The sequence below is a fragment of the Sulfuricella denitrificans skB26 genome, from assembly GCF_000297055.2.
GTDB lineage: Bacteria > Pseudomonadota > Gammaproteobacteria > Burkholderiales > Sulfuricellaceae > Sulfuricella > Sulfuricella denitrificans.
Genome location: NC_022357.1, coordinates 911,040 through 923,292, shown reverse-complemented (window position 1 = coordinate 923,292; position 12,253 = coordinate 911,040). Strand labels below are relative to the sequence as shown.

Genomic DNA, 12,253 nt, shown 5'->3' with positions numbered 1-12,253 from the left:
AACCTTTAAACTCCTAGCATCTCTGCTGCGTGTTTGCGGGTGGTGTCGGTAATGTCCACCCCACCCAGCATGCGCGCAACCTCATCGATGCGCGCTTCCTGCTCCAGTTCCTGGATACTGCTCACCACGCTGCCGTCGCAAGTATTCTTGCTGACCTGCCAGTGATGGTTGCCCTGCGCCGCCACTTGGGGCAGGTGAGTGACGCACAGCACCTGGCGCTCGGCGCCAAGCTGTTTGAGTAACTGACCGACGATTTCCGCCACGCCGCCGCCGATACCGACATCCACCTCATCGAAGATCAGGGTAGGCACCAGCGATACCTTGCTGGTAATAACCTGGATGGCCAGGCTGATGCGCGACAGCTCGCCGCCGGAAGCCACCTTGGCCAATGGCTTGGGCGGCAGGCTGCTGTGGGCGCTGACCTGGAACTCGATTTCTTCGAGGCCGTGCGCATTACCTTCAAATTCGGTCAGCGCAATCTCGAAATATCCGCCCGTCATGGCGAGAGACTGCATCGCGGCGCTAACCTTCCCGCCCAGTTCCTGAGCCGCCTTTTTCCTGACCGCGCTCAGCTTGCCGGCCAGATCGAGATATTGCTCCTGAGCCGTCTGTTCGCGCTGAGCCTCGTCACCACCGTTGTCGAAGCCGCGCAGCGCATCCAGGCGACTGCTCTTCTCGGCCAGCAGCTCAGGCAGCTGATCCGGGCCGACACGGTATTTGCGCGCGGCATCATGAACATCCCCCAGCCGTTGCTCACACTGGGCGAGCCGCTCCGGGTCGAGATCCAGGCGCTGCTGATAATGACGCAGGCTGTAGGCGGCTTCGCGCAGCTGCACTTCGGCCGGTTCCAGCAGTTCCAGCACCTCCTTCAGCCCGGCATCGTACTCGATCAGGTTGTTGAGGCGCGCAATCACGCCATTGACCTGAGCCAGGCAAGCTACGTCATTCTCCGACAACACTTCCAGCCCATACTGCGCACCTTCCATCAGGCTGGCGGCGTGAGTCAGCCGGCCATGTTCGGCTTGCAATTCTTCCCATTCCGGACTGGAAAAATTCAGCGTCGCCAACTCTTTCACCTGCCATTCCAGGCGCTCCAGCTCTTCGGCATAGGCGGCAGCATTTTTTTCCCGCTCCAGCCGCGCCTTCTTCAGCATCTGCCATTCCTTCCAGGCTGCTGCAATTTCCTTGGCCTGAGGCCCCAGACCGGCGTAGGCGTCGAGCAACTCACGCTGGGCAGCCGCCTTGAGCAGGGATTGATGGGCGTGCTGACCGTGAATGTCGACCAGGAATTCGCCAGTCTCGCGCAATTGCTGCAACGTAGCGGAACGGCCGTTGATGAAGGAGCGCGAGCGTCCACCGGCATCCACCACGCGACGCATCAGGCATATACCGGGATCACCGCCGAGCTCATGCTCGTCCAGCCAGGATTGAAGATGAGGAAGGGCACGAATATCGAATTCGGCCACGATCTCGGCACGATCCGCACCGGCGCGCACCACCCCGGCATCGGCACGTTCGCCCAATGCCAACGACAGCGCGTCGATCAGTATCGATTTACCTGCTCCGGTTTCGCCGGTAAGCACGGTGAAGCCGGGCTGAAATTCCAGCTCTAGGCGGTCTACGATGACGAAATCGCGGATGTTGAGGGTCAGAAGCATGTCAGCCAAACTATTGTTGAAGTTGTTGTTCTGCCCAGGCAAGGAGGATCTCGACCTGATCACGCGCCGAATCGCGGGAGATAGTCGGGATATCCCTGTCATCGTAACGAAAGACGACGGCATAGGGATTAAGACGCTTGAGAACATCGACCGGTGCTGGAGACGGCGCACCAGCTTCCTGCAAGAGTTCGGCCAATTTCACAAGATTATGGGTCGGCGGAAATATCGCCATTTTTCCCGCCAGGACCGCTTTAAAAAGCTTTTCGACCGTTTGCTGCCCAAAGAAGGCGGCGATGCGCAAATCAATTTCCGGATCATCGATAAGCTTGCGAAACGCCTTGTAATCCTCCACGGCAATGCGATAAAGCATCGCCGCTTCCTCAGAGAGGATGTTCATAAAGCACCTTGCCTTCACGCATTGCCCAGAAAACGGGGGTCGAACACCAGCTCTTCCTTTTCTCGTACTCCGCCTCAGAGTAAACCAGCACGTCAACATCCACACCCAGCCAACCAATCGCATCCTGCAACCGGATCATCTCTTCGCCGATGTCGGCAACCTCATCCTCAATGACCATCAAGTCGAGATCTGAATCTTCCCGCGCTTCGCCTCGCGCATATGAGCCAAACAGAATGACCCTGCTCGGGCTTTGAGCCGCAGCGACGATGCGCCGGACAGCTTCCTGGATGACTTCTGGTTTCAGCATAATTCCCGGCTCTTCACTATAGCTTCTCCCCCCAGTGCAACTTCTGGCGCAGCATGTCGTAGTAGCTGTGACCGAAGGGGTGGAGCAGGCGCACCATCTGCTTGGAACGGCGCACGATCACCCAGTCGTTTTCCTTCAAATCGAAATGACGCTGACCGTCGAAATGCACGCGCGCGTCGTCGGCATGAAGCAGCAGGAGTTCAATGGTACTTTCACTGTTCACCGCGATCGGCCGGTTGCTCAGGGTATGCGGGCAGATCGGCACGAGCACCACCGCTTCCAGAGTAGGGTGCAGAATCGGTCCGCCGGAAGACAGCGCATAAGCTGTGGAACCGGTCGGGGTGGAAATAATCATGCCATCGGAGCGCTGGCTGTAAACGAACTGGCCGTCGACGAATATTTCCAGTTCAATCAGGCGCGCCGTTGCGCCTTTGCTGACCACTGCGTCGTTGAAAGCGCAGGCTTCATAGACGTTCTCCCCTTGGCGGCGGATGGTCACGTTTAGCAGAAAGCGCGCTTCACTGAGGTAATCGCCGGCGAGGATTTCCGCCATGGTTTCCAGCATGGTATCGACTGAAACGTCGGTCAAAAAACCGAGCCGACCCTGGTTGATGCCGACCAGCGGCACACCGAAAGTGTACAGGGAACGGGCGATATTCAGCATAGTACCGTCACCACCGAGCACTACAGCCAGATCGGCCTGCTCCCCGATCTGCTCCAGATCTGCCAGGGGGTAGTCGGTGACGCCGGTGCTTTCTGCCGTCTGCCGTTCCAGCAGAACGGTGTGTTCCTGTTCGACGAGAAACTTGGCCAGGCGCAGCAGTGAATCACCGATCTCAGGGCTATTGTATTTGCCTATCAGGGCAATGGTTTTGAAGAGCTGACTCATGCCGTGAATTAAACCATAATAAAACTTTTGATGGTACTATGACTCGAAGTGCATAACACATAATGCACATCCAAATATATGATCGACAAACGCGCGCAAATCCTGCTTAAAACCTTGGTGGAACGCTATATCAGCGAAGGCCAGCCCATCGGCTCCCGGACTCTGTCGAAGTTCTCCGGCCTGGATCTGAGCCCGGCCACCATCCGTAACATCATGGCCGATCTGGAAGAAATGGGTTATATCATCAGCCCGCACACTTCTTCCGGCCGCATACCCACTCCGCTTGGCTATCGCTTCTTCGTCGACTCCCTGCTCACCGTGCAACCGCTCGGCGCGGTCGAAGTGCATCAACTGGAAAACCAGCTTCACCCCAGCGATCCGCAGAAGCTGATCGCTTCCGCCTCGCAACTGCTATCCGACCTGACCCAGTTCGCCGGCATCGTGATGGCGCCGAAGCGCCGCAGCATCGGCTTCCGCCATATCGAATTCGTGAATCTTTCTGAAAAACGCATACTTTTGATCCTGGTCACTACCGACGACAACGTGCAAAACCGCATTATTGTCAGCGAGAAATCCTATTCCGCCTCGGAGCTGACCCGGGCGGCCAACTTCATCAACCAGCACTACGCCGGCTGCACCCTGGAAGAGGTGCGCAGCAGAATGCAGGTCGAACTGAAACAGTTGCACCACGACATGACCACGCTCATGACGCTGGCGATGGAGGCCGGCGGCGCTGCATCGAACGAAGGCGCCGACAGTTACGTACTTTCTGGCGAACGCAAGCTGCTGCATGTGCAGGACCTGTCTTCCAACATGGCGTCCTTGCGCCGGTTGTTCGATGCCTTCGATCAGAAAACCACCCTGCTGCAGCTTCTGGACATCAGCCAGCACGCCCAGGGCGTACAGATATTCATCGGCGGCGAATCCGGCCGCATGCCGCTAGACGAATGCAGCCTGGTGACCGCACCCTATGAGGTGAACGGCCAAGTCGTCGGCACCGTCGGCGTAATCGGCCCAACCCGGATGGCCTACGAACGTATCATTCCGATCGTAGACGTCACCGCCAAGCTGCTGTCCAGCGCGCTTTCCTACCACTGAGGGCTCGTAATCGTGTCTTACCGTACCGAACCGGCTTACCGCCATGGCACACCCAGCCGAACCGGCGTTCTCCTGATCAATCTCGGCACGCCTGATGCGCCTACCGCTGCGGCAGTAAAACCTTATCTCAGGGAATTCCTCGGCGACCCGCGCGTGGTGGAAATTCCTCGCGCGCTGTGGTGGCTGATTCTGAACGGCATCATCCTCAACACCCGTCCGAAGAAATCGGCGGATAAATACGCTCAGATCTGGACCAAGGAAGGCTCGCCGCTGCTGGTTCATACCCAGCGACAAGCCAAGCTGCTGAAGGGGTACCTCAATGAAACCCTGAAGGCGCAGTCCGCACTTCCCCTCTCCCCAACCCTCTCCCACGAAGGTGAGAGGGGGCAAACGACTATCCCTCCAGAAAACGGAGGGACAGACTCTGTTTTGATCGAATTCGCCATGCGCTACGGCAATCCTTCGGTCGCATCGGCGCTGGAAAAACTCAAACAGCAGAACTGCGGGCGCATCCTAATTCTCCCGCTTTACCCACAATATGCCGCCAGCTCCACGGCTACAGCTCTGGATGCGGTGTTCGACACCCTGCGCAAGATGCGCAACATGCCGGAAATCCGTACCGTCCGAAGCTTTCACGACCACCCCGGCTACATCGCGGCATTGGCGCAAAGCGTGCGTGACAATTGGATGCAGAATGGCCACCCCGACAAGCTCGTCATGAGTTTCCACGGCGTACCGCGCTACACCCTGGACAAAGGCGACCCCTACCACTGCGAGTGCCATAAAACCGGCCGGTTACTGGCAGAGGCGCTGCAATTGAAACAGGATCAATATCAAATCAGCTTCCAGTCGCGCTTCGGCCGCGCCGAATGGCTCAAGCCCTACACCACGGCAACCCTGGAAGAGCTCGGCAAGCAGGGTGTAAACCGGGCGGATGTCATTTGCCCAGGCTTCGTCGGCGACTGTCTCGAAACCCTGGAGGAAATTGCGCTCGAAGGCAAAGCCTCCTTTCTCGGCGCCGGAGGCAAGGAGTTCCGTTACATTCCCTGCCTTAATGAACGCAACGACTGGATTCACGCCCTGAGCGATATCGTCACCGCAAACCTGCAAGGCTGGATAGCGACGGAAGAGAAAGAGGTCTGTGCCGCCTCCCGCAACCGTGCTCTGGCGATGGGTGCACAAGACTAAAAAGTCTTAGCAGTTCCGACCCGAAGGGTTGCTGCGTATCCGTGCATTTGTCGGACAAACTCTTCGCGAACCTTTGCGTCCTTTACGGTTAGTGTTCTTTACCTGAAAAACAGAACCACGCACTCTAACTCTTGTTACGCTGCGCCAGCCAACGCTCGAAATCCTCGCGCGGCATGGGTTTGGCGAAATGGTAGCCCTGCAGGTAATCCACCCCCAGTTCGCGTAATCGGGTTGCGGCTTCTTCGTCTTCCACTCCTTCTGCAACGGTCTTCAGGTTCAACGCACGCGCCAGGTTGATGATTGCCTGAGTCATGCTCAAACCACGCGGGTCATTAAGACGGCGCACGAAGGAAATATCGATCTTGAGTTCGTCCACATGCATTTCATGCAGCTGCGAAAGCGAGGAATAACCGGTACCGAAATCGTCGATAGCAATACGAAAACCGGCTTCCTGGAGCTCCTGCAGGCGTTCCGCAGCATGCTCCACATCCAGCAGCGCCACGCTTTCCGTCACCTCAAGGATGATGCTCCCAGGAGAAAGCTGATGTTTGGACACCTCTTCCAGCAATTTCTCCGTGAAATAAGGCGTAAAAAGCTGCCGCTTCGACAAGTTCACTGCAATGCTCAAAGTCAGGCCCTGACGTTGCCAGCTTTCGGCTGCAGCCAAGCTGGCAAGCCATACCTGCTGCCCTAACTCCCGGATCAGCCCAATACTCTCTGCTATCGGAATGAAGGTGGCAGGGCCGATCCAGCCCAGTTCGTCATCGTGCCAGCGCGCCAGCACTTCTACGCCACTGCACGCCCCGGTAGAAGCTTCGATAATCGGCTGATACCAGGCCTGAATGCGCTGGGAATTAACCGCATTGACCAAACGATTTTGAATGTAGAGCTCCTTCTTGCCGATGCCCTGGCTGGTCATGTCGCGGAAGAAGCACACCTGATTTCGACCCTGGGACTTGGCGTAGAACATCGCGCGGTCAGCCTCGGAAAACAGGGTTTCAACTTCCTCCCCATCATCGGGATAAATCACCACACCCATGCTGAAAGTAACGGACAAATCGGCGCCGTCCACATTCAGTGGCGATTGCATGACTTCCCTCACTTTATTGATTGTTTCCCGAACCGAGTCCTCTGACTGCATGTCGGGGAGCAGCAGCACAAACTCGTCCCCACCCCAGCGCGCCAGCGTATCGCCTGCCCGAAGCTGGGTATTCAGCACCTCAGAAAAAGCCTGTAGCAACCTGTCGCCCACTTTGTGACCCAGGGTATCGTTAATATTCTTGAAATGATCAAGATCGATAAAACACACACCCACCTTGTGCACGGTGCGCGAAGCCAGGCGCAGGGCGACCTTGAAACGGTCCTCCAGCAGCACCCGGTTCGGCAGTCCAGTCAGGGCATCATGGAGAGCCATGTGGGAGATTTGCTTCTCTTGCAGATAAGTCTGGGTGACATCGCGCAGCACCCCGCGCAGGCCGGCTACCTTGCCCGACTCATCCCAATAGCTGACGAAGCGGCACTCCAGCCATGAGTTATGCATCAACCCGTCGATCTCACCCAGCCTCAAACGCATTCCTATGTGGCTTTTCATACCCCTGATCAAACTATCGCACTGGGTATGCAAAGCCTCGAGATCTTCGACATGAATGAATTCATCCAGCTTACGCCCCACCGCATCGTCACAATGAGCCAGGGTGGACCAACCTGGACTGGCGCGCTGGATACGCCCATCGCAATCCAGTTCCAGCACTGCCTCTTCCAGCAAAGCCAGCGTACCAAGATAGGCTTTTTGCTCATGTTCCCGCGTATCGACTATTTGCATCAGACTTTGCAATGAGAGAGCCAGATCACCGATTTCATCTTTCCGGCTTTGCGCCGGCTCGAGTTCGCTCTCAGCCAGCCTCAGCCTGCCACTATCGGCAAATCGACTGGCCGCCGCACTCACGCTTTCCACCCGCAGGACAGTGCTTTGCAACCAGCGCCCCAGGCCGAGCCACAGCAGGATGGCAACGAATACCACGGCCAAAACCGGCCGCAGCAGAAAATCAGGCAAGGGGAAACTGGCGTGGATTTCACGCTGGATAACCAGTTGCAGCTTATCGCTACCCGGCCAGGACAAAGCCGTTTCCACGTAGTGTGGATTGATTCCAGAGAACACACTGCTGTCAAAAGGAGTCGCGCCTTTGGGCAAGGCACTTGAAGAAGCCAGAAGAGCGCTATCGAATTTCAGGTGCAAGTGGGTTTCCGGGATTTCCAGTTTCTTCAGCACGGCATTATTAATGGATTTCAGCAGCAGCAAGCTGCCCTGACCTCCTTGACCCAGCCACAGTGGACGTTGAAATACCTGATAGAACTCGCCACGATCCGATGCATACAGCCAACCCGATGAGAGCACGGCAATATTGTTCAAAGCATGGGCTTCCGTGCCGAAACGGAACAAGACTTTTCCCTGTCCATCCAGTATCAGAAGGTTGGAAAACTCGATGAATTCCCATTGCGCATTTAGAAGCGCATTCAGTTTCGCCCAGCGCAAATCGGCAGTGTTTTCCAGAATGCGGGAAAACTCGATGCGCGCCTTGATCTGTTCCGCCTCGGTTTGCCATTCGGATTCAAGGCGCGGCAACTTGTCAAGATAATAGCCTTCGATAAGCGCCTGTTTCTGCGATGCCTCGCGCTGGTAGAAAGCGGCATAACTACTCAGACCGATCAACATAATTCCGATCATGGAGATGACCAGAACTAACGCCAGCCTGGATATCGCCTGCCCGTGGAGCGTGCCTTTTTTTGCCTTAAAATTGCGCAGGTACCGGAGAATCAAAGTTTATACCCCGACCACTGGTAGGAGACCAGAGAGTGAACATCGAGGCCCACCGACAAGGGCACGCTGGCGGCCCGCAGGAAATTCACTGTTTCTCCGACCTGTTTGCGCGAAAAACGGCCGTCGGAACTGAATATGTCGGGAACCCTGGCGAGTGTGGCAATCAGTTCACGCCGCTCATTTTCATTCGCCACTCCGAGCTTGCCGACAATGGCTTCAGGGGTGGCCGCATGCATCCAGATCAGAGTACGCTGCACCATTTGCACCATCAGCTCGGTGCGCTGCGGGTTCTCACGCACAGACTCGGCGGAAGCGGCCACGACGGAACGTGGGTGCGCTAAGCCGGGTATCCTTGCCATGGCCACGGGTGTGTTCATATCGAGAAGTATCCGGCCGGCACCCCTGCGAACCAGCTCGCTGACAAATGGCTCTTCGCAGAACACGGCATCCACCGCTTGTCCGGCCAGAGCACCGTACACTGCATCGATATTTTGCGCGTTTGGTACCCAGCGCACCTCGCTCGGCTTCACCCCATAGCTGGACAACACGACCTCTGCCAGAGTATTCAGGTAAGTCTTGCTGGCAACGCTGCCGGCGGAGACGCCGATACTGCGGCCTTTCAGATCGCCGACTTTCCTGATCTTGCCGGCCAGATCCTTGCGCACCACCAGCGCATAGGGTGGCGTCTTGCCGCTTAGCGGCACCACCGCCAAGACCTTCTCCCCCTTCGAGGCCAGCACCGGCAGAACGGAAAATCCCACCGCAGCGAAGTTAGCGTTCCCAGCCAGAGCATCCTCAAAAGCGCGCACGCCACTGGGAAAATATCGGATAGACAGATGGACGCCAAGAACGCGGTCGATACCAAGCGCTGGAATAAGCTCGACCGGCACGAAAGCCAGAGCACGGGGCCCGGGAATGTTGATACGAATAACGGGTCGACCGGATTCCGCAGCCCAAGCACGCGGCAGACAAGGCAAAGTTGCCAAGCCTGCCAGCACCTTGAGGGCAGACCTTCTCGAAGAATTCACACCGATCTCTACCCTCCTTTTATTTTATTTTTCTTCTCTTCGTTATTATCATAACGCGGATATCCGCAGCAATTATGAACCCGGGGAACTTGCTTCAGACCACATCGCAAGACCCTGCCAAACACTGTTCCATTGGGCAGGGCTTGTGAATACCATAACCCTGAGCGTAATCCACGCCAAGCTCTCGCAGCTTCTCCAGGATGGCGTCATTTTCCACATACTCGGCAATCGTCTTGATCCCCATGACGTGGCCAACTGTATTGATCGCCTGCACCATGGCGTAATCCACCGTATCATCCACCATATCCTTGACGAACGCGCCATCAATTTTCAGGTAATCCACGGGCAGAAATTTCAGGTACATGAAGGAAGACAAGCCGCTGCCGAAGTCATCCAGGGCAAAGCGGCAGCCTTCGGCCCTAAGTGCTTTGATCAGTACCGCAGCATGCTCTAAATTGGCTACCGCGGCGGTTTCGGTGATCTCGAAGCAAATCAGGCGCGGTGGCACCTGATGCATGGCGAGTTGTTCACTGATGAACTGCTCGAGATTTTCCTCACCCAGTGAAGCGCCGGACAAATTGATACAAAAAACCTCGCCAGGCTGTCCCGGACGCTCGCGCAGATGCCGCCCGATGGCGGACAGGCCATGGTGAATCACCCAGCGGTCCACCGCCGGCATCAGGTTGTAACGCTCCGCGGCCGGGATGAAGTCCATCGGCGGCACCAGCTTGCCTTCCTCGTCCAGCAGCCGCAGCAGGATTTCACAATGTCGTTCCTGCATTCCGTCCAGCGGCGCGATCTTCTGGCAATACAGGACAAAGCGGTTCTCCTCCAGTGCCTGGCTAATGCGCGACACCCACTGCATTTCACCGTGGCGCCGAGCCAGTTCCAGGTTACCGGGCCGGAAAACCTGCACCCGGTTGCGCCCTTTTTCCTTGGCGGCATAGCAGGCGGCGTCGGCCTCGCTCATGAGTTCCTCGATGCTGACGCTATCGGCGTCGATGAGGACCAAACCAATACTCGCCCCCAAGTCGAAGGGGCGCCCCTCCCAGCTGAAGCGAAAATCCTTTACTACCTGGCGCAGGCTTTCCGCGATTTTCAGTGCCCGGTCGAGGGGGCAATTCTCCAGCAGCACGCCGAACTCGTCCCCGCCCAGGCGCGCCAGGGTGTCGGACTCGCGCATGCCTTCCTGCAACAGAAAGGTGAGCTGGCGCAGCAGCTTGTCTCCCACCGCGTGACCACAGGTATCGTTGATCACTTTGAACTGATCCAGATCGATGTAGCAGAAGGCATGTCCCTGCCCGAGATTCCTGGCACGCACCAGCAGTTCAGCCAGACGCCGCTCGAACTCGCGTCGGTTAACCAGGCCGGTGAGCGCATCGTGGGTGGCGTGGTAGGACAGCAGATGCGGCGTGTGACGCATCTGCGTCACATCGTAGAACACCATCACAGCGCCGATGATAGCGCCTTCCCGGTCGCGGATCGGCGCCGCCGAATCCTCGATGATGTACTCCTTGCCGTCCCGCGCAACCAGCACCACATTGCTCGCCAGCCCGACCACCTTGCGTTCGCGCAGGCACCGCTCCACTGGGTTGGGCTCCGATTCGCGCGTCACGCCATCGATCAGTACACACACTTCGGTCAACAACTTGCCGTAAGCATCCTGCGTCTTCCAGCCGGTCAGTTGCTCGGCCACCGGATTGAGGTATTCCACCCGCGCAGCGCCATCGGTGGTAATCACTGCATCGCCGATGGAATGCAGCGTCACCTCGGCGAGTTCCTTCTGCTTGAACAGCGAGTTGGCGGTCTGACGCACCTTGGTCATGCTCCAGATAGCCAATATCAGAGCCACGGCCAGCATGAGGGCGTGGCGTAGCATATTCAGCAGGGTATCGCGCATGGCCTGTGCCGCGAACTCATCGGCGACCAGACTCACCGAGCTGGAGACGGCCAGGATAGAATCGATCGCCTGGGTCGAGTGCTCGAACCATTCAGTGCCACTTAGGGAATAACCGCCATTGTCGGCCTCCCGATATACCTGGCGGCGCACCGCTTCGTAGCGGCCAAGGAAGGATTGCTCCATCTCTCTCACCGCATGAACGATACGGGGATCGGTGCTCTTCAAGCCGGCGACCACATGGATATCGAAAATACTGCGATCGACCACGCCACGATTCGCCTTCATCTCGTCCAGTACAGCCGGCGGCAGAGGCAGACGTGCACTGATGTAGTAACCCAGCATGGCGCGCTCGCGCCCGGCATGCTCGCTCGCCAGCCACACCCAGCGCTTGAGAGAGAGGTTGAGCTGGGCCACGTGACGTGGCGTATCCACCGGCAGGAACGCTGCCTCGCGCAAGCGCGAGGAAACCCCGATGAATTGGCTGATCACTTTTTGCCACTCAATTGCGGTATAGGCACAGGCATCGCTTTTAAGGCACGAATCAGCACGACTGCGCGCCTGTATCAAATTCACCTGTTCGCGCTCTGCCTGACGGATGGCATCGACAAACTCGGAATCCGGCTTCCCGCGTATCGCCAGGTCGCGTGCCAGAACGAGCGCCCGATTCCAATTGGCATCGCCTTTTTCGCGTAGCCCGGCAATGCTCTTCAGGATCACCGGAGAGGCTGGAACAGGGCTGCCCAGTGCGCTGGCAGTCAGACCGCGCTCCACCGCCTCGATACCGGCAGCCTCAATCAGGCGATCCGTCATGGCATTGGCCTGACTCATATCACGCACGGCGCGGTAGTTTAAATAAGAATCCCAAACCACCTCCCCGGTGAGCACCAGGACGAAGAAGGCCAGCGCAATGAGGGAAAAATTGATGATTTTGGAGTGCGAAAAACTACGAGCCATATATTAGACTAACCTA

9 protein-coding genes are annotated in these 12,253 nt (G+C 57.3%); 2 read left to right on the top strand and 7 right to left on the bottom strand.

Annotation, left to right across the window (positions count from 1 at the left end):
• Positions 1–5: 5 nt before the first annotated feature.
• From recN to SCD_RS04520, 4 genes are read right to left on the bottom strand one after another with little or no spacing between them, the layout of a single operon-like run.
• On the bottom strand, positions 6–1,658 hold the full coding sequence (gene recN, locus SCD_RS04535; protein WP_009206299.1) for a DNA repair protein RecN: 1,653 nt from the start codon (positions 1,656–1,658) through the stop codon (positions 6–8).
• Between the two features lie 10 nt (positions 1,659–1,668).
• A complete protein-coding gene (locus SCD_RS04530) occupies positions 1,669–2,055 on the bottom strand; it encodes a HEPN domain-containing protein (protein WP_009206300.1) in 387 nt (128 codons plus the stop codon).
• Positions 2,039–2,362 (bottom strand): nucleotidyltransferase domain-containing protein, encoded by a 324-nt coding sequence (locus tag SCD_RS04525; protein ID WP_009206301.1) that lies wholly within the window; start codon positions 2,360–2,362, stop codon positions 2,039–2,041. The genes SCD_RS04530 and SCD_RS04525 overlap by 17 nt, the downstream gene beginning before the upstream one ends.
• 16 nt (positions 2,363–2,378) lie before the next feature.
• Positions 2,379–3,251, bottom strand: a complete 873-nt coding sequence (locus SCD_RS04520) for an NAD kinase (RefSeq protein WP_009206302.1) — start codon at positions 3,249–3,251, stop codon at positions 2,379–2,381.
• Between the two features lie 78 nt (positions 3,252–3,329).
• Here SCD_RS04520 and hrcA point away from each other — a divergent pair, with 78 nt between their 5' ends.
• Together hrcA and hemH are read left to right on the top strand one after the other, a co-directional pair.
• Entirely contained in the window at positions 3,330–4,349 is a 1,020-nt protein-coding gene (gene hrcA, locus SCD_RS04515; RefSeq protein WP_009206303.1) for a heat-inducible transcriptional repressor HrcA, read from the top strand.
• Positions 4,350–4,361: 12 nt separating this feature from the next.
• The gene (gene hemH / locus SCD_RS04510; protein WP_009206304.1) at positions 4,362–5,537 is read left to right on the top strand and encodes a ferrochelatase; all 1,176 of its coding nucleotides are present in this window, start codon (positions 4,362–4,364) and stop codon (positions 5,535–5,537) included.
• A gap of 124 nt (positions 5,538–5,661) precedes the next feature.
• Here hemH and SCD_RS15585 read toward each other — a convergent pair whose 3' ends face one another.
• From SCD_RS15585 to SCD_RS15580, 3 genes are all read right to left on the bottom strand, one after another.
• Positions 5,662–8,262, bottom strand: coding sequence for a putative bifunctional diguanylate cyclase/phosphodiesterase (locus SCD_RS15585; protein ID WP_148290737.1), 2,601 nt, complete (start codon positions 8,260–8,262; stop codon positions 5,662–5,664).
• Positions 8,263–8,351: 89 nt separating this feature from the next.
• Positions 8,352–9,383, bottom strand: coding sequence for an ABC transporter substrate-binding protein (locus tag SCD_RS04500; protein WP_009206306.1), 1,032 nt, complete (start codon positions 9,381–9,383; stop codon positions 8,352–8,354).
• Positions 9,384–9,477: 94 nt separating this feature from the next.
• A complete protein-coding gene (locus SCD_RS15580; RefSeq protein ID WP_009206307.1) occupies positions 9,478–12,237 on the bottom strand; it encodes an EAL domain-containing protein in 2,760 nt (919 codons plus the stop codon).
• Between the last annotated feature and the right edge of the window lie 16 nt (positions 12,238–12,253).

What these genes read in the sequence shown, in the direction of transcription:
- hrcA (WP_009206303.1), top strand. Translation starts at nt 3,330, where the DNA reads ATGATCGACAAACGCGCGCAAATCCTGCTTAAAACCTTGGTGGAACGC.
- SCD_RS04530 (WP_009206300.1), bottom strand. Translation starts at nt 2,055, where the DNA reads ATGAACATCCTCTCTGAGGAAGCGGCGATGCTTTATCGCATTGCCGTG.
- SCD_RS04520 (WP_009206302.1), bottom strand. Translation starts at nt 3,251, where the DNA reads ATGAGTCAGCTCTTCAAAACCATTGCCCTGATAGGCAAATACAATAGC.
- SCD_RS04525 (WP_009206301.1), bottom strand. Translation starts at nt 2,362, where the DNA reads ATGCTGAAACCAGAAGTCATCCAGGAAGCTGTCCGGCGCATCGTCGCT.
- SCD_RS15580 (WP_009206307.1), bottom strand. Translation starts at nt 12,237, where the DNA reads ATGGCTCGTAGTTTTTCGCACTCCAAAATCATCAATTTTTCCCTCATT.
- SCD_RS15585 (WP_148290737.1), bottom strand. Translation starts at nt 8,262, where the DNA reads ATGATCGGAATTATGTTGATCGGTCTGAGTAGTTATGCCGCTTTCTAC.
- recN (WP_009206299.1), bottom strand. Translation starts at nt 1,658, where the DNA reads ATGCTTCTGACCCTCAACATCCGCGATTTCGTCATCGTAGACCGCCTA.